Annotated in this window: 10 protein-coding genes; 2 read left to right on the top strand and 8 right to left on the bottom strand. The window is 34.8% G+C overall.

Features of this window, described 5'->3' with window-relative positions; all coding sequences use genetic code 11:
- Window positions 1-196 precede the first annotated feature (196 nt).
- Window positions 197-2815: a glycoside hydrolase family 3 C-terminal domain-containing protein gene (locus tag QLQ96_RS10340; protein WP_482496584.1), complete on the top strand. Its 2619-nt coding sequence runs from the start codon at window positions 197-199 to the stop codon at window positions 2813-2815.
- A gap of 70 nt (window positions 2816-2885) precedes the next feature.
- On the opposite strand, the gene QLQ96_RS10335 is transcribed toward QLQ96_RS10340, so the two are convergent.
- The 8 genes from QLQ96_RS10335 to QLQ96_RS10300 form a co-directional block, all read right to left on the bottom strand.
- Entirely contained in the window at window positions 2886-3785 is a 900-nt protein-coding gene (locus tag QLQ96_RS10335) for an ROK family protein (protein WP_482496583.1), read from the bottom strand.
- Window positions 3786-3807: 22 nt separating this feature from the next.
- Complete coding sequence (locus tag QLQ96_RS10330; RefSeq protein ID WP_482496582.1) at window positions 3808-5271, bottom strand: glycoside hydrolase family 125 protein; 1464 nt, start codon at window positions 5269-5271, stop codon at window positions 3808-3810.
- A 6-nt stretch (window positions 5272-5277) separates the two neighbouring features.
- Window positions 5278-7563 (bottom strand): GH92 family glycosyl hydrolase, encoded by a 2286-nt coding sequence (locus tag QLQ96_RS10325; RefSeq protein ID WP_482496581.1) that lies wholly within the window; start codon window positions 7561-7563, stop codon window positions 5278-5280.
- A gap of 107 nt (window positions 7564-7670) precedes the next feature.
- Window positions 7671-9932 carry a GH92 family glycosyl hydrolase gene (locus QLQ96_RS10320; RefSeq protein ID WP_482496580.1) on the bottom strand — a complete coding sequence of 754 codons (2262 nt, stop codon included), beginning with the start codon at window positions 9930-9932 and terminating at the stop codon, window positions 7671-7673.
- 96 nt (window positions 9933-10028) lie between these two features.
- A complete protein-coding gene (locus QLQ96_RS10315) occupies window positions 10029-12020 on the bottom strand; it encodes a beta-mannosidase (RefSeq protein WP_482496579.1) in 1992 nt (663 codons plus the stop codon).
- Between the two features lie 429 nt (window positions 12021-12449).
- Complete coding sequence (locus tag QLQ96_RS10310) at window positions 12450-13964, bottom strand: SusD/RagB family nutrient-binding outer membrane lipoprotein (RefSeq protein WP_482496578.1); 1515 nt, start codon at window positions 13962-13964, stop codon at window positions 12450-12452.
- An 11-nt stretch (window positions 13965-13975) separates the two neighbouring features.
- On the bottom strand, window positions 13976-17068 hold the full coding sequence (locus QLQ96_RS10305) for a SusC/RagA family TonB-linked outer membrane protein (RefSeq protein ID WP_482496577.1): 3093 nt from the start codon (window positions 17066-17068) through the stop codon (window positions 13976-13978).
- 175 nt (window positions 17069-17243) lie between these two features.
- On the bottom strand, window positions 17244-18254 hold the full coding sequence (locus QLQ96_RS10300) for a LacI family DNA-binding transcriptional regulator (RefSeq protein ID WP_482496576.1): 1011 nt from the start codon (window positions 18252-18254) through the stop codon (window positions 17244-17246).
- Window positions 18255-18631: 377 nt separating this feature from the next.
- On the opposite strand from QLQ96_RS10300, the gene QLQ96_RS10295 reads away from it, so the two are divergent.
- Window positions 18632-20236, top strand: a complete 1605-nt coding sequence (locus QLQ96_RS10295) for a class I SAM-dependent methyltransferase (protein WP_482496575.1) — start codon at window positions 18632-18634, stop codon at window positions 20234-20236.
- The last annotated feature ends 56 nt before the right edge of the window (window positions 20237-20292 follow it).

Below are 20292 nucleotides of genomic sequence, written 5' to 3'. Positions count from 1 at the left end.
AATTATGCATAAAATCTACAAGTTAACAACATAAATAATAATTTTTATTATAAAAAACAACAAATAAATCAATGCGGGAATTATTTTTTTATGATTAATTATTCAAATAACATATATTTTTCTTTTCTTTACGCAATCGGTTGTATTGTTTTTTACAAGCAGTTATAAATTTGGAAATCAAATAAAAATCATTGTTATGAAATTAAAATATTCAATTCTAATTCTAATCTCATTTTGGTCTTTAGCACAAAATAAAACGCCAAAACATCCATTCCAGAATACTGATCTCACTTTTGAAGAACGTGTAGAAAATCTAGTCAGCCAATTAACATTAGAAGAAAAAGTAGCGCAAATGTTAAACACTGCGCCCGCAATACCCCGCCTTGGAATTCCTGCTTATGACTGGTGGAATGAAACTTTACATGGCGTAGCAAGAACCCCGTTTAAAACAACAGTTTTTCCACAAGCCATTGCAATGGCCGCAACTTTTGATAAAAATTCGCTTTTTAAAATGGCCGATTATTCTGCTCTAGAAGGCAGGGCAATTTACAATAAGGCTGTGGAGCTCAATAGAACAAATGAACGTTATCTTGGACTTACTTACTGGACTCCAAATATTAATATTTTTCGAGATCCAAGATGGGGACGCGGACAGGAAACGTATGGCGAAGATCCATATCTTACAGCGGTTTTAGGTGATGCTTTTGTAAGAGGCCTTCAAGGTGACGATCCTAAATATTTAAAAGCGGCAGCCTGTGCAAAACACTATGCCGTTCATAGCGGACCAGAATCTTTACGCCACACTTTTGACGTTGATGTTACACCATACGAATTGTGGGATACTTACCTTCCCGCTTTTAAAAAATTAGTAACAAGTTCTAACGTTGCAGGGGTTATGTGTGCATACAATGCATTTAGAACTCAACCTTGCTGTGCCAGCGATATCTTAATGAATGATGTCCTGAGAAAACAATGGAAATTTAACGGATATGTCACTTCCGACTGCTGGGCCATAGATGATTTTTTTAAAAACCATAAGACACATCCTGATGCAGAATCGGCATCTGCAGATGCTGTTTATCATGGAACGGATATAGATTGCGGAACTGATGCCTACAAATCTCTTGTGGCCGCTGTTAAAAACGGAAAAATTACTGAAGAACAAATTAATGTTTCTGTAAAGCGTCTTTTCATGATCCGCTTCAGACTGGGAATGTTTGATCCTGTTTCAATGGTCAAATATGCACAAACCCCTTATTCGGTTCTAGAATCTGGCGCACACAAAAATCATGCTTTGAAAATGGCCAGACAATCTATTGTATTACTTAAAAACGATAAAAACACGCTGCCATTGAGCAAAAAACTGAAAAAGATTGTTGTATTGGGGCCAAACGCTGATAATTCAATTTCGATACTTGGAAATTATAACGGAACCCCATCAAAATTAACGACGGTTTTACAGGGAATTAAAGAAAAAGTAAGCCCCGAAACTGAAGTAGTTTATGAAAAAGCAATCAATTTTACTAATGATACCTTACTGGTTTATAAAGATCTAAAGAACCACTATTCTTACGAAGGAAAACAAGGTTTTAAGGCAGAATATTTTAACAATGCCACATTATCTGGCAAACCTGAATCTGTAAGAACAGAATCTGAAATTAATAATTTCTGGCAGGAAGGCGAAATGGTTGCTCAAAATATAAAAGCAAATCATTTTTCGGCACGCTACACTACTAATTTTAAAGCTGATGAAAATGGTTTTATAACTTTCGAAATTCTCGCAGATGACGGTTACAGATTTATAATTGATGGAAAAGAAGTTATAAATGCGTGGAAGAAAAACCGCTGGGGAGAAAAAACATATAAATTGCAAACCAAAAAAGATGCCGTTTATAAAGTAGTGCTGGAATATTGGCAAGGAGAAGGAAAAGCGGAAGTGTCCTTGCAAACAGGGAATTTTGCAAAAACTGACTTCAATAATTTAATCGAGCGCCATAAAAATGCAGATGCCTTTATTTTTGCAGGTGGTATTTCACCTCAACTTGAAGGAGAAGAAATGCCAGTAGATGCGCCCGGTTTTAAAGGCGGAGACCGTACTTCTATTTTACTCCCAGAAGTACAGACTAAACTTTTGAAAGCACTAAAGTCTTCCGGAAAATCAGTAGTTTTTCTTATGATGACAGGCAGCGCAATAGCTATACCTTGGGAGGCAGAAAACATTCCAGCAATACTCAACACTTGGTATGGAGGACAATCTGCTGGAACAGCCTCTGCAGATGTTCTTTTTGGAGATTATAATCCTGCAGGAAGACTTCCTGTTACATTTTACAAAAGCGACGCTGATTTACCTTCATTTACTGATTATAAAATGGATAATAAGACTTATCGTTACTTTGAAGGCACTCCGTTATATGGATTTGGCTATGGCTTAAGTTATAGTGAATTCAAATACAGTGGACTAAAAGCTCCGCTTAAAATAAAGAAAGGAAAACCAATCACTATCGCCGTTAAAGTTACAAATACAGGAAAAATGGAGGGAGAAGAGGTCGCACAACTGTATTTGATTAATCAAAATTCGGCAATAAAAACACCATTAAAAAGCCTTAAAGGATTTGAAAGATTTAACTTGAAGCCTGGCGAAAATACCATTATCAGCTTTAATCTCTCTCCCGAAGACCTCTCTTTTGTAACAGAAGACGGAAGCTTAAAACAGTATTCAGGCAAGATTAAAATTGCAATTGGAGGCTGTCAGCCTGATGAAAAAAATCAAGTAAAAAATAATGTGGTGACCCAAATTATAGAAATAGAAAATTAATCTTTCATAATGAGATTGGTTTTATAGCTAAATGTAAAAACGGATGAGCTTTATACTCATCCGTTTTTGTTTAATCGCAAAGAAAGCTGACCGCTCCTAACAAGGCTGCAATTTCATTGTCATTTGAAATGGAAACCTCAACTTCTAAGCCGGATTCCTGAATTGTTTTATTAAATGAAGATAAAAACAAATCGCTCGCATTGGCAATTTTCCCGCCAATAACAATATGATCTGCTGTAAAGTTTGTAATCCACGGAATAACGACTTTCGCTAAATCCTCTCCCATTCTTTCATATATTTTAATTGCCGACTGATCTCCGCTTTTCGCTAACTTATACAATTCTAAACTATTATTAAGTTCAATACCGTTTAAAGATTTGTAATGTGATAAAAGACCTCTAGCAGAAACATAATCTTCTGCAATACCATCTTTATAAGGCAAATTGTAAATTTCTCCATCAGCTGGAACAGTATTTCCTGAACTGATTGATACTCCTTTATCAATAAAACAAGCTCCTAATCCTGTGCCTAATGTTACGGCCATTACTTTTTTAGAAAGATTTTCCTGCTGTTTAAAAACTTCTCCTTTTCCAAAACAAACAGCGTCATTTTCAAAAAGAACCGGAAAATCCGTAGGAAAACCAAGAGTTTCCAAAAGTAGTTTTCTTATGTTTAATCCGTAAAAATATTCATATTTAGACTGATCTTTAATCCAACAAATGCCATTTTTATAATCAAATGGTCCTGGCATGCAAATGGCTATTCCTGTAATATCTTTTATTTTAGAATTTTCGATTGCGGTGCAAATTACTTTTTTCCAGATATTCATAACCTCATCTGCTGGTAAATTCGAATCAAAAGATTCTTTACAGAGCGAAAAATCAAGAACTTTCATCTCTGTTTTATTAATAACTGCAGCAGTAATATGTGTTCCTCCTATATCCAGCCCAATGGAGTGTGATGTATTCATTTTTACTTTTTTAGCTTTAGTACTAGATATTTTTATCTTTTAAAATTTGAGGATAATTAATACTTGTATGCACAATCATTTCGCCAAATAAGGTATTCGCCCAAGCAAACCATTTTCGGGTAAATTTGTTTACATCGTCTTTATGAAAGGATTCGTGCATAAATCCAGTATCGGCATTGGTTTTAATTAAATTGCTAATGCAAGCCTTTATTTCATTTTCATCGACACTTGTTATCGCTCTTAAAACAATACTCATAGGCCAGATTGTGTCGACTCCTGTATGCGGACCACCGATTCCTTCTCCAGCTTTTCCTTTGTAGAAAAACGGATTGTTCTCTGATAAAACTACTTTTCTTGTATTCAAATACAAAGGATCGTTTGGCTTAATCGCGCCTAAATATGGCAATGATAATAAAGACGGCACATTGGCATCGTCCATCATGTGGAAACTGCCGTAACCGTTTACTTCAAAAGCGATAATTTTTCCGAATTTAGGATGATTAATAATTCCGTGTTCGTTTAAACCTTTTTGCACCTGATCTCTTAATTCTGTCGCTTTTGCAACCAAATCATTGTCTTTTAAAGCTGGAAGAGAGAAGATTTCGATCAAATAACCTAAAATTTCAATTGCGAACATATTACTCGGAATCAGATAACCGAATAAAGTAGAATCGTCGCTTGGTCTGAAAGTCGAAACAATTAATCCGCAAGGTTTTACAGGATAACCGTAACCGCCTAATGGAACTCCATCTGTCGCCCAAGCTGTTTGACGCTGAAAACTATAAGGTCCGCCTTTTCCATCTAATCTTTGCTGTTCTTTAAAAGTTTGCAAAACTAAAAGCATGGCTTCTTTCCATTTTGCATCGAATAGACTAATATCTCCTGTTTCTTTCCAATAGCCGTGCGCTAATCGAACTGGATAACACAAACTGTCGATTTCCCATTTTCTTTCATGAATTCCGGGTTGCATTTTGGTAAGATCATTTTTCCATTCGCTTTCCTTTGTAAAATCTTTATAAAAAGCATTCGCATACGGATCCAGCAGAATACATTTCGCTTGACGATTAATTACTCCTTTTACCAATTCTGCCAATTTTGGATCTTCTTTTACAAACGGAATATAAGGCCATATTTGCGCTGTACTGTCTCTCAACCACATGGCATCAATATCTCCTGTAATTACGTATGTATCTGGTTTTCCTTCAATAATTTCAAAATCGACTGTCGTGTCTAATGTATTTGGAAAACAGTTTTCAAATATCCAAGCCAATTCTGGATTAGCGATTTGTTTTTTAACGCGTACAATTGCAGCTTCAATTGCTTTACTTGTAAATTTTCTTTCGGCAATTGGAGGTCTTTTCGAAATAAAATCTTTTAAAGGAAACTGAAAAGTATCTGAATTAAATCCGAAAGCTTCTGTTTGAATGGCCAATAATCCTGCTGAAAAAATGCCTGCGTTTTTTATAAATTTTCTACGTGACTGCATATTTTTTTATTTTGAAGTTGAATAAGAATATGGGAATGCTTCTTTTGATGTTCCTCTTTTAAAATTTGGAGAATTTGTCATATCAAAATTTAATTCTCCGCCTTTTAATACATCAAAATGATTGATATAATTTTTGGTATGAAGAACATTATTCCATTTTAATCCGTTTACATATTTGTTGGTTTCTGAATTATTTGATGCATTGAGAACAAGCTGTTTTCCGTTTTCTAACTGCAAGGTTGTTTTCTTAAATAATGGTGCTCCCAAAACATATTCGTCTGTTCCTGGACAAACAGGATAAAATCCCATAGCAGAGAAAATATACCATGCGGAAGTCTGTCCGTTATCTTCGTCTCCGCAATAGCCATCTGGAGTTGGTTTGTACAAACGGTTCATGACTTCTCTTGACCAATATTGCGTTTTCCAAGGTTCTCCAGCATAATTGTACAAATAAATCATGTGCTGAATTGGCTGGTTTCCGTGAGCGTATTGTCCCATATTCATGATTTGCATTTCACGGATTTCGTGAATAACGGCTCCATAATAACTGTCGTCAAAAATTGGCGGTGTGCTAAATACGGCATCTAATTTTGCTGTGAAGTTTTTCTCGCCTCCCATCAAATCAATTAAACCTTGAATGTCATGAAAAACGCTCCAACTGTAATGCCAGCTATTCCCTTCGGTAAAAGCATCTCCCCATTTAAACGGATTAAAATTGGCTGGAAAACTTCCATCTTTATTTCGTCCGCTCATTAAACCAACAGAAGGATTATAGAGGTTTTTATAATTCATCATTCGTTTTTCATACAAACTGATTTCCTTTTTCGGACGATTTAATGCTTTCGCCAATTTCCAAATCGTAAAATCATCATAAGCATATTCTAAAGTTCGTGCCGCATTTTCGTTGATATTTACATCATACGGAACATAGCCTAAAGTGTTGTAATACTGAACTCCTTTTCTTCCAACAGCTTCCAACGGACCTTCATTGTTGGCTCCGTGCAATAAAGCTTCGTATAAAGTATTGATATCATAACCACGTAAACCTTTCATATACGCATCAGAAACTACAGAGGCAGAATTATTTCCTACCATTACATTTCTAAAACCTGGACTTGACCATTCTGGCAGAAATCCGCCTTCTTTGTAATCGTTTATTAAACCTTCCTGCATTTCTTTATTTATCGAAGGATAAACCAGATTTAACAAAGGATATAAAGCGCGGAAAGTATCCCAAAATCCAGTTCCTGCGTACATGTATCCAGGAAGTACTTTTCCATTGTACGGACTGTAGTGCACAATTTTTCCTTCTTTATCAATTTCATATTGTTTTTGAGGAAAACAAACTGTGCGATATAGACAAGAATAAAAAGTCTTTAACTGATCTACATTTGTATCTTCTACAGTGATTTTTCCGAGAACTTTATTCCATTCTGCTTTAGATTGCGCAACAGTTTCTTCAAAAGTCGACGTACCTAATTCGTTTTTCAAATTCAATTCAGCTTGTTCTGGACTTATAAAAGACGATGCAACTTTAACATTTACTTTTTCTCCTTTTTTAGTTTTAAATCCAACCACTGCGCCTACATGATTTCCTTCTGATTCTAATTTATCAGCGGTTAAAACTTTATCCAACCAAGTTGAATTAGTTGCAAACTTTTTATCAAACACCAAAACAAAATAGTTTTTGAAGTTTTGAGGAACTCCTCCACTATTTCGAGTTGTATAACCAATTATCTTATTTTCTGAAGGAATTATTTTGATATAAGAACCTTTATCGAATGCATCGATTACAATAGAAGATTTTTCGTTTTCAGGAAATGTAATCTGAAAATGCGCTGCTCTTTCGGTTGTTGTAATTTCGGTTGTAACGTCATGATCAGCCAAATAAACGCTGTAATAATAGGGTTTTGAAACCTCAGCTTTATGACTGAACCAACTCGCGCGTTCATCCTCGGCGAAAGCCAATTTATCCGTAACAGGCATAATCGAAAACTGACCGTAATCGTTCATCCAAGGCGAAGGCTGATGCGTTTGTTTGAATCCTTTAATTTTTTCTGCCGTATAAGTGTAAGCCCAGCCATCTCCCATTTTTCCTGTTTGAGGCGTCCAAAAATTCATTCCCCAAGGTCTGCAAATTGCGGGATACGTATTTCCGTTTGAAAGATTATGTAACGATTGTGTTCCCATTAAAGGATTTACATATTCTACAGGATCTAAAGTTTTCATCTGTGCATTTAAAAAAAGGCAGCTTTGTAATATTACCAGAAAAATTAAACTTTTTATTTTCATACTTGTGAATTGTAAGTTGTGAATTGCGAAATGACTTTATATTTATACCTACAAGGTTTTGAAAACCTTGCAGGACTGTGACTGCGACTGAAAACTGTGACTAAAAACTAAAAAGGTCTATCTTCTTTCTTAACTCCCCAAGTTGCTGATGGTTTGTTTCCCATATATAATTTTAGTTCCCCGCCTTTTACAATCATTTCTTGTGTGATATATGATTTTGTGTACGGTTTTCCATTGTATTCTGCTTTTTGGATATAGATATTTGAAGCGCTGTTATTAACTGCATTTATCATAAAAGAGACATTTTTTGTATGATGAATCACGGCTGTATTTACTAGCGGACTTCCTAAAACGTAAACTCCATTTGCTGGGTTAACGGAATAGAATCCCATTGAAGATAAAATATACCATGCCGACATTTGCCCTAAATCTTCGTTACCGCATAATCCGTCTGGCTTTGTTGAGTAGAATTTATCGTCGATTTCACGAATTAATTTTGCTGTCTTCCAAGGCTGTCCCACATACGCATATAAATACTGAATATGATGATTTGGCTCGTTTCCGTGAGCATATTGACCAATTAAACCGCTGATGTCTGGTGAAATATCCTCGCCTTCTACTTTGTCAGTTATTAAAAATAAAGAATCTAGTTTAGCAATAAATTTTTCTTCGCTACCAAATAAATCAATCAAACCGTACGGATCTTGAGGCACCAACCAAGTGTATTGCCAAGCATTTCCTTCAACATAATCGTCTTTACGGTGCGCTGAAGAAAGCGGATTAAATGGCGTTCTCCAATTTCCGTTTGCCAATTTTCCGCGCATAAAAGTGGTTTCTTTATCGAAATACTCTTTATACAAATTGGCCCTTTTGGTAAAATAATTATAGTCGTCTGTTTTGTTTAAAGATTTCGCCATCAAAGCAATACAATAATCATCGATTGCATATTCTAAAGCATTTCCAACCGATTCTAATACTTTATCGGCTGGGATATATTCTAATTTTTGAACATAATCCATTCCGTCTCGCGTTTGCATTGCTGTTTTTTTGATTGCTTCGTAAGCTAAATTGGTGTCGTAATCACGATAACCTTTTAAATAAGCATCGACGATAACGGCTATAGAATGGTTCCCATTCATGGTATTGGTTTCGTTGCCCATTAAATGCCAGACTGGCAATCTTCCTTGCTGCTGATAAATTGCTAAGAACGATTTTACAATATCATTGATTTTTTCTGGTTGTGTAATCGTGTATAATGGATGCAATCCTCTATAAGTGTCCCAAAGTGAAAAAGTCGTGTAATTGGTAAAATTAGCTTTTTCATAGACTTTTTTGTCCGTTCCTCTGTAGTCTCCATTGGAATCATTAAAAATAGATGGCGCAAACATGGTGTGATACAATGAAGTATAGAAAACTTTCATTGTTTTTTCATCTGCTTTTATCTGAACTTTATTCAGTTCTTTGTTCCATTTTGAATCTGCTAATTTTACAATGGCTTCAAAATTCCAATCTGGAATTTCTGCTTTTATATTTGCAGAAGCATTTTCTGTACTTACTGGAGAAATTCCAACTTTTACCAGAATCTGTTTATTTTTTAAGGTTTTAAAATCTAAAACCGCTTTTATTTTTAAGCCTTCTCCTTCTGTCCCTTTTACCACAGCCGTACTATCATAAACCGCCATATTGGTAATTGGTTCTGAAAATTCCATAGCAAAATAAATGCGCTGATCTGAAGCCCAGCCTGTCGAATAACGATATCCTTCTATTTTATTTCCATTGATTTTTTTAATGAAAGTTTTTACTGGTCTGTCCCAGCCAATTCCGTCAGCAAGATCTATTAAAATGTGTGAATCGTTTGTGTTTTCGAAAGTATATTTATGAAAACCAACTCTTTCGCTGGCCGTCAATTCGGCTTTGATTTTATATTTATCTAATAAAACGCTGTAATATCCAGGTTTGACAACTTCGTTTTTATGAGAGAAATACGAACCGTAGCCGTTTATCATGTCTTCTTTTTTTCCTTTGGTCAAACCCACTTTTCCGCTTACAGGAAGCACCAGAATATCATTTAAATCTCCAATTCCAGTTCCGCTTAAATGCGTGTGCGTGAAACCTAAAATGGTATTGCTGGCGTAATTGTAACCGCTACACCAATCCCAACCTTCAAAAATATTTACCGGACCTAGCTGAACCGCTCCAAAAGGAACATTAGCCCCCACAAAAACATGACCATGGCCAGCAGATCCGATAATTGGATCGACATATTGCGTGTAATTAACCGTATTCTCTATTTTCTTTTTTTGAGAAAATGCAACACCACAAAACAGATTAAAAATTAAAACTCCGCTAAAAATTAGTTTTTTATTCATTTTTTTTAGATTCTAAGATTCTGAGATACTAAGATTCTAAGTTTGCATTCCAGTTTAAAAAACTTAGCAACATAGAAACTTAGTGTCTTAGCATCTTTATTCATACTTTTTTAAAACCTCAAATAAAGAATAAATCTTAACCTCAGGTTTTATTATTTTTCCTTCAAACGAAATTATTTTTTCTTCTCCTGCAGCTAAATCAAAATAATTGTCGCTCCATTTTCCTGTATATCCTTTGGCTGAAATGGAAACATATTTGGCCGCTTTCTCTGCTTTTATGATAAATGAATTTCCTTTTATCTGCCAAGTCATTTTTGGATCTTCCAATTTTAAATTTATCGGACGCGTCAAATCGATTTCTGGTTTTATATCATCTCGATACGCTTCTTTTATAGCATACCATGCCGCTTTTGGCTGTCGGTTCTCGTAATCGGTAATACTCCAACTTGCAACTGGCCAACAATCGTTTACTTGCCAAACTAAAGTTCCCATGTTGTAAGGCGCTTTCGAACGTTGAATGCCAACAATATTTTTAATGGAATAATAATGCATACACTGACTCAAGTATGTGTAATCTTCCAAATTCATCTTTTTTATTTTAGATGCATCAATGAAATATTTTCCGAGATAAGAATCTAATTTTTCAAAACCTTTTCCCGCTTTTAAATGTACTTTTAGTACATCAGAATATAAATGACGATCTTCTTCTGAAGTGAAATTTTCGACTGACGAATAATTCGGTAAAGAAAGCATTCCGTATTCGCTCACAAAACGTCCTGTTTTGGTTTTAGCGTTTTCAATATCTTCCAATCCCCACCAGATTCCCCAATAATGACTATCTCCTTCGGTTATGCTTTTAGCTTTTGACCAATGGTGTAAAGGCGAAGAACTTAAATACGGACGTTTATCATCGACTTCTTTTACCCATTTCGGAATACTGTCGTGAAATAAACGCGTGTAATCTTTCCACAAACGAGTAGAATCTTGTTTGGAGATTTTGAAACTTTTCATCCAGCCCCAATTTTTAAAAGCTTCGTCTGCTTCATTATTTCCGCACCATAAAACGATACTTGGGTGATGACGCAATCTTTTTACTTGGTACTGAACTTCTTTTTTTACATTATCAAAAAAAGCATCATCTCCAGGAACCATTGTACCTGCAAACATGAAATCCTGCCAAACGTTTATTCCGTATTTATCGCATAAATCGTAGAAATAATCGTCTTCATAAATACCGCCACCCCAAACGCGAAGCATATTCATGTTGGCTTCTTTCGCAGATAAAACTATTTTTTCATATTCTTTTTTGGTTACTCGCGAAAGAAAAGCATCAGACGGAATATAATTGGCTCCTTTCATGTAAACTGGTTTTCCATCAATTTTAAAATAAAAAGAGCTGCCTAAGCTATCTGGTTCTTGTATTAATTCAATTTTTCGATTTAAAACGTATGGTTTCTCAGGAGTTTTTTCGTCATAAGCTTCTAATCTTGGGGTTTTCCAAATTCCGCAGGTTGTAAATTTTGGTCCCCAATCCCAACCGAAATGATATTGCGCTTTGCGAACATAAGCACGCGGATTGTCTGGAATTACAAACGGATAATCTTTTTTAGCCAGCGAATCAACAACATTTTGTGCGGATTGAAATACGATTCTCAACTCGTTATTTCCTGATTTCAAGACTTTTTTAACCTCAACACGCCATTGACGGAACATATTATCGGCTTTTAAAACCAGCTTATTATTTACATAAACTGATGCATAAGTATCAAGTCCGTCAAAAACTAATTCTGTGTTTTTCTTTTTCAGCATACTTGCTGTAACCTGAAAATTCGTTTTGTATTCCCAGTTTTTGCGTTCTATCCATTGCAGTTTTTCTTCATTATTTCTGTAAAACGGATCTGGTATTAATTTGCTGTTTAATAAATCGGTGTGAATTTCACCGGGAACTGTAGCTGGATACCATTTTTGTGTTTTCTCTTCACGGTAAGTCCAATTGCTTTTTAAATCAATACTTTGCGCAAAAGCAATTGATCCAAAACCTGTCATAAATAGACTTATTAGCCAATGAAGTTTTATTTGATAATTCATTTTTTGGAGTAATATATTAATACCTTCTAAAATTAGTAAAAAGGCAGGTAATTTGGCAGTTTAGAGAAGGAAAGAACTGACCTAGTATTCCTTCTCTTTAGAATTTATTCTTTGTTAGTAACTCTAAAATACAACTAGAAATATCTTCTTTACCACTGCCTAATGCTTTATTTTGGTTTTGATATGGATCACTTTAAATTCTAATAATTGAATAAACTTCAAAGTATATTTTTTGAAATTTTTAAAATGCAGAAAATAAATCCATCTTTTTCAGCAGAATTTCTCTCAGTTTACTGCGAAAAAAAGGTATTTGAATCTGCAAAGTAACTTTTCAAATTGCTTACTTTTAGATCAATTCATTACATGATTTAAAAATAAGCCGGGTATGCTCACTACCCGACTTATTTTAACCAACCAAATTTTTAAAAATTATTTATCCCACCAGATTCTTGTGGTCATTAAATCTAAACCTTGACGTTGAATTGCTTCTTTATAATTAGCCTCGTTTGTAATAAGTTCTGACTGATCATAAATTAATCTTCTCGGAATTGTCCCTTTTGTTTCTCCTGTCGGATCATTAACTGGAACTAAAACTGGATAACCTGTTCTTCTGTATTCTGAGAATGCTTCAAAACCATTAAACAATAATAAAATCCATTTTTGAGTGATAATCTGCTCGATTTTTTCTGCTTCTGTTCCTCCAGATTTAAACGGATAAGTGGTAATGTAAGTGTTGTATTCTGTTAATGAAACTGCAGGCACTTTATCTCCAAAAATCGTTAAAATATTCATGGCTGCTCTTACCCCGTTTTCATAATAAGTCTGATCAGATCCGCCAACATTCCATCCTTTTACTGCAGCTTCCGCTAATAAAAACTGAACCTCAGCATATGACATAATTAATGTTGGAGCATCGTAACGCAATACTGTTGAAGTATTTGGATCTGAGAAAAGTTTTTTATCTCCACCTGGAAAATCTTTTGCATCATTTGCCAAACCTAGCTGACTTGCTGGACTGTTATCTCCAGTTGCTTCTATTTTTGCATAAATTCTTAAACGCGGATCGTTTGTATTTTTCAATAAATCGATAAAAGTTTTACTGAATTTGATATTCGCTTCACCACCGTTCAAATCATTTCTAACCCATGCAGAAGTGATAGGATTTGTTTTAACTCCCGGAGGCCCTGCATCATGGCGTAAAACCAAACTGTCATCATTTGAAGTAAACACACCTTTAGTATATGCTTTTTCTACAAATTCTTTTGCTTTTGCAGGATTTACTTTAGACAAACGCATTGCTACTCTCAACATTAAAGAGTTTGCCAATTTTTTCCATCTTGCAACATCACTTTGGTAATATAAATCTACATTTCCTACGAAAGGTTTTCCAGCGTCTAAAGCTGTTCCAGCTTCATCCAATTCTTTTAAAAGGTCATTGTAAATAGCTTCTTGCGTATCGTATTTTGGAGAATAAACACCTCCGTTGTATCCTTTTCCAGCTTCGAAATAAGGAACTTCACCATAAGTATCTGTCAGTTTTTGAAACAAAAATACTTTCATGATTCTACAAGCCTGAATCATGTTTGAATTTTCAGGCGTATTTTCTACTACAGATAATAACTGGAAAATCTGATTTAATCCTTTACCATAAGTTTCACCAAAAAGCGCTGCCGAATATTCAGAAGAATACGAGTATTTCGAGCCTGCTCCTGTTGGTGACGAGAATTGCTGCACAATCTGCGCTGCGTAAATGTTATTCCCTCTTGTGTTAGAAAAATCCTGTCCGTCTACATAAATCTCAGCAAGTGTAAACATCGATTTTACAGCTGGATCTGTTAAGGCATTTGGATTCGTATTCATTTCTTCGAATCCTTTATCGCATGAAGCCAATGTCAAAACACCAACAATTGCGACACAAAATATTTTGATATATCTATTTTTCATCTTTTTTAGTATTAGAATTTGACATTAAGTGCAAAACCATAATTTCTTGTCAAAGGCATTGAAGCTCTCTCCATACCTTGGGCATTACTGTTTGAGTAATTTGACTCAGGATCGATGTTTGGAACTTTGTCATAAATAGTCCATAAATTATGTGCTGAAAATGCTAAACTAACAGACTGAAATGGTGTTCTTTTTAAATACTCTTTTGGAAAATTATAAGCGAATGAAATTGCTCTAAGTTTCACGAAATCTGCATCGTAAACAAAGTTTGAGGTTACATCACTGTAACTTCTCCAGTAATCGTAAGCCGAAACTGTTTTGTTTACAGGATTTCCGTTAACATCTGTTCCGCTTACTGCAACTCCAGTTTCACGACCAGGAAGTGTGATTTCAGATAATCCGTAACGTGTTCCTAACTGATTTGTAGCAGAATAGATTTCTCCTCCAAATTTAGCATCAACAAAAACAGAAAGAGTGAAATTTTTATATGAAAAATCATTTGAAAGTCCCATAGAAGTAGGCGCAACACCTTGTCCTGCAATAACTAGGTTTCCTCTTAAGAATTTTCCATCTGCATCTAATACAACATTTCCGTTTGCATCTCTTAAATAATCGTATGCTTTAATAACTCCAAAAGGTTGTCCTTTTTCTAAAACTACATTAGCTCTTCCATCTCTGTTTCCTTCTAATGTTTTTGTTGTAATTTTATCAGAAAGATTTAAAACTTCACTATCGTTGTAAGCAAAATTATAACTTACATTCCAAGAAAAACTAGGCGTTTTAACGGCTTTCACATTAATCGCAAACTCCACCCCTTTATTTAAGATTTCTCCAACGTTAATTTTTGTAGTTCTATATCCAGAAGCTTGAGAAACATCCGCATCTGTAATATCGTTCGTTGTTTTTTTGCTGTAGAAGGTTAAATCTGTACTTACTCTATTATTGAAAAATGTGTTTTCAAAACCAAACTCAATTGTGCTTACGTTGTATGGTTTTAAAGTTCTGTTCGGAATTGTTTCACCATTTACACCCAAAATTGGCTGTCCTAACGAATCTGTTTGTCCGTCTGGCGTTATATAAGTTAAAGCTAAAGCGTAAGCTTCTGGCAATGCACCTCCTACGTTACCCCAACCTGCTCTAATTTTACCATAAGAAATCCATTCTGGAAGACCGATAACTTCTGAATAAATGAAACTTGAACTTACAGAAGGATAAAAAGTGCTATTACTTGACGGATCTAAAGTTGAAAACCAATCTTCACGACCTGTTAAACTAAGAAATAAGTAATCTTTGTATCCTAAATCTGCTGAATAGAAAAGAGAGTTTACTTCGCTTTCAGAGAATAATTTTTCTGTTTTATCTGGCTGCGTATTTGCGTAGAAATATTTGAACGGAACAATAAAGTTGTTTCCTTTCATTTTAATACCGCTGTATCTGTTATGCTGACGGTTTGCACCTATAAAAGCATCTAATGAAAGATCTTTAGCAATATCTCCTTTGTAACCCAAGAAACCAGAAGCATTTACTTCAGAACGCGTTTCAACTCTGTTTTCGATAGATCCGCCTGGGCTGTAATTTATTCCAGTAGGCTCAACTTCAGTATATTCATAATTAATATCATCAATACCAATAACAGCTTTAGCATAAATTTTATCTGTAATGTTGTAATTCACTTTTGCTGATCCGATAAAACGCTTTCTAAGATCGTCATTTAAAGGAGATTTTGTAGCAAAATAAGGGTTTGTATGATATACGTTTGCTCCTAAAAAGTCTTCTTCTCCGCCGTTCGCATCATAAGGATTACTTAACCATCTGATATCTGTTCCCGGAGTCATAAAAGTTGTTGGGAAAGATGGATTTCTTGGCGAATCATTTAAGTACGGACGGTTATGACTTTTCTCAGACATATACTGCGCATTTGTTTCTACACTGATTCTTTTATTTGGAGCAGAATTTAAACTCAAAGCAACGTTATTTCTGCCAAAAGTAGTTTCTGGCAAAATAGATTCGTCTTTCGTATTTCCAAAAGATAATCTAAAATTTGTTGATTCATTTCCTCCAGAAATCGCTAAAGTATTGCTGAAAGAATATCCAGTTCTGTAGAAATTTTCCACGTTATCTTTTCCATACGCTTGGTAAGGTCTAGTTTTACCGTCAAGAGACAAAGATGGTGTTCCGTCATATTTATCTCCCCATGCAAAATAGTATGAATCTCTAAGTTCTTGTAAATTAGTAAATCTAGTTGGCACACCGTTCGCATCTGGCGCTCCAGCACCATATTGATCTTGCCATTTTAAAAGACTTGCAGGCGTATTAAAAGTAGAATTTGTACTAAAATCTACCCCTATTCCAGTTCCGCTTTTCCCTTTTTTTGTTGTAATTAAGATAACACCATTTGAACCTCTATACCCGTAAAGAGCAGAAGCAGCACTACCTTTTAACACAGACATCGAAGCAATATCATCTGGATTGAAAGAAGACATACCGTCTCCTTTATCAGCACCACCCCACATTCCAGCATTTCCTTGTTGTGTATTGTCAATCGGAATTCCGTCTACCACATACAAAGGCTGGTTCAATCCTGATGCTGAAGTTGCACCACGAATAACAACGCGGCTTGATCCTGATGGTCCTGTAACTGGAGCCGAAACGTTTACACCGGCAATTTTACCCTGCAAAGCATTTCCTAAATTGATTTCTTTATTTTTTGTCAGATCCTCGCCTTTTAGCTCTCCAACGGCGTAACCTAAACTTTTCTTTTGTTTTTTAACTCCAAATGAAGTTACCACAACATCCTTTAATTCCTGAGTATTTTCAACCAGTGTAACAGCAACTTTTGTTTCGTTTTCCTGTAATACAACTTGCTTTGACTGAAATCCTATAGAGGAAACATTAAGGGTAATTTTACCTTCTGGAACATTCATTTTAAATCGGCCTTCAGCATCTGTAACAGCGCTAAATGGTTTTCCTTGAACTTCGATTGATGCAGCGACAACTCCCTTGTTTTCTGCATCTGTAACTATGCCGGTTATTAATCGATTTTGCGCAGCAGCACTCAAACTGCTAAGCAATATCACTCCTAACACTGCTAATATTCGTCTCATAAGCTTTTCTTTTGGTTATTGGTTTTGATTTCGTTTGTGTTTGTTGTTTCGTGTTTGTTTTTAAATAATTAATAAAAAATTTGTACTCGATTTTCAATTATGGCAACAAAAACCTTTGCTGGTCTTGCTGTTTTGGTTTTCACTAAAACGTTTTAGTGGAATGGTTAAAAAATTTTTAAACTGATTCTCTTATAATTAAAGAGCCTTTCTTGAGTATTTTTTCAATTTTATAATCCTCAAAGTTTGTCATCTGACTCATTAGCAATTGTATGGATTTAACTGCTATGTCTTCGATGGGCTGGGAAATTACAGATATTGTGGGCGTATGCAGTTTGAAACTATCGTGATCATCAAAACTGATAACCGAGATGTCATCTGGAATTTTATATTTTAAAGTCCTGAAAGCCTGAAGTCCCGCAAGTCCAAGGTAATTTGCTAAAAAAAGAACCGCATCTATCTCTTTATTTTCACTAAAGAAATCTACAATTGCTTCAATTCGGCTTTGTTCACTGGAATGGTAATCTAAATGAAGCGTATACTTTTCGTCGTAAATTCCTTCTTCTTTTAACGCTTCAACATATCCTTTTTCTCTTAATTTCATCTGGATCATTCCTGTTCTATTGTTGACCACTGCAATATTTTTTCTTCCTTTATCAATCAAAAATTTAGCAGCTAGATAAGATCCTTCGTAATTGTCCATTACAACATGGCTCACCTTCTGATTTGTAAAATATCGGTCAATTAACACAACAGGTTTTTGCATTTTTAACAGCTGGCCGATTGTTTTTTCCAGATTTTGGGTTGGCGTAATAATAAAACCTTCCACATTTGCCTGCAAAAGACTCTGTATCAATTCTTCTGAACGATTGTTATCATCTCCTGTGCTGCAATAAAAAACTCTATAGTTTATATTTTTTGCTTCATCTTCGATTACTCTTGCCAAATCTGCAAAAAACTGATTGGATATATCTTCTACAATAAGTCCGATTGACCTCGTTTTTCCAGTTCGCAAACTGCTTGCAATCATGCTGGGTTTATACTGCAGTTTTTGCGCTACATCTTGAACCTTTTTGATCACTGCCGGACTAATGGCCATTTTTTCGCCTTTCCCATTGATAACAAAAGACACAGTAGAAATAGAAACTTGTGCTTGCTTAGCAATATCTCTAATTGTAATCTTTTTCATCTGATAAAAAATTTATTGTGAATATTTTAGTACATCACAAATATATGTAAGTCCGACTTACAAAAACGTTTTAGTAAAATTTTTTTTCAATAAATCTCTTTTTTATCAATAAAATAAAACAGAATATTCAGTAAATAAAGCATTTTACCCTGTTATTGTCATTTTGACTTTTTATATTGATTTTGCGAATTTTATAGCGATTTAATTATGTTTTAAACTAATTCTTAATCATTCTTTAACGCTATTTTTCGGAAAAAATTTTAGAAAAATCCAAAATTATTTAAAAAAGCCTTTTCTAAAAAACTCCACATTCAAAAACAACATGCAGGAAATAAGAAAAAAATCCTTATTTTTAACTAACCTTCATTTTTTGCATTATGACCGATAAATCACAACTTTTAAGTTCCATTTTCAGGCATCTTGACGGATTGGTTACTGCTCCAGTAGCAGTAGCACTCAAAAATAAATCTGTTTTAGAATTTATTTTAAATAAAAGACAAACCACATTATCTGAACTTACAAATGCTTTTAATGCCAACGAAGGATATCTGAATGTCGCGTTGAGAGTTCTGGCTTCTCAAGGATTTTTAGAATATGAAATCGATAACAAAACACAGATAATTGCAATTTCTGTAAACGAGAAAACTGAAACCGCTGTTTCGCTGTTTCATCTCTACGACGATGTTGTCGAATTGCTTCAATTATCCATACATTTTCATCCGCGTTTGTTTGAAGATACGCCGTTTGAAAAGCTCCATGTTATTTTTGAAAAATATAAAAAAAGATACGGAATTGAACCTTCCAACGACCCTTTAACGAATAGCATTCAAGAACAAATTTTAAAACATATTGAAGGCTACCTCATCGGTCCAACTATTGTGCGTTTGGCGATGAACGGAATGTTTCATAAGTATTTTATGGAAACTTCTTTCAGACCCGAAGAATTTCATAAATCGCCCGAAAATTTTAAAAAGATATTAGACTTTTTTGTGCATTTGGACTGGTTTCTGGAAAAAAATGGAAATTATCAATTTACCGAAGCTGGTTTATTTTTTGCTAAAAGAGCTAGCGCTTATGGCGTTACAGTTTCTTATCTGCCAACATTTGCCAAAATTGAAGAATTAATTTTTGCAAATCCTGATGCTTTAAGAATTGCTGAGGGTAAAAACGAAATCCATGTGGATCGAGAAATGAATGTTTGGGGAAGCGGCGGCGCACACGATACTTATTTTAAAGTAGTTGATGAAATTCTAATCAAACTTTTTAATCTTCCGATTGAAGAACAGCCAAAAGGAATTCTTGATATGGGGTGCGGAAATGGCGCATTTCTACAACATATTTTTGAAGTAATTGACAGACAAACTTTACGCGGAAAAATGCTTGACGAATATCCGTTATTTTTGGTTGGTGCCGATTACAATCAAACGGCTTTGAAGGTAACCAGAGCCAATCTTATAAACGCAGATATTTGGGCAAAAGTAATTTGGGGCGATATCGGACGTCCTGATTTACTGGCAGATGATCTGAAAGAAAATTATAATATCGATTTGAAAGATCTTCTGAATGTGAGAACTTTTTTAGATCACAATCGAATTTGGCAAGATCCGAATCAAATTAACGAAAACAGAGTCAGTACCTCAACTGGCGCATTTGCTTACAGAGGAAAAAGAATTAGTAATAATTTGGTTGAAGATAATCTTTTAGAACATTTACAAAAATGGTCGCCATACGTACATAAATTTGGCTTGCTTTTAATTGAACTTCATACAATAAATCCGAAACTTACAGCCAATAATTTAGGACGAACTCCCGCAACAGCTTACGATGCTACTCATGGTTTTTCGGATCAATATATTGTTGAAATTGATGTTTTTAATGCAATTGCAGCAGAAGCAGGATTATTTCCGGATAAAGCAATTTTTAAAAGATTTCCCGATGCTGATACCGCGACGGTTAGCATTAATTTATTGAAAGGAAAATAGATAATTTTAATTTCTATACGTTTCCCAAGGTTGAAACCTTGGGCTATCTTGAATAA

The sequence above is a fragment of the Flavobacterium sp. B167r genome (assembly GCF_056824315.1).
The sequence above is the reverse complement of the archived record's forward strand: the minus strand, read 5'-3'. Positions and strand labels throughout refer to the sequence as shown.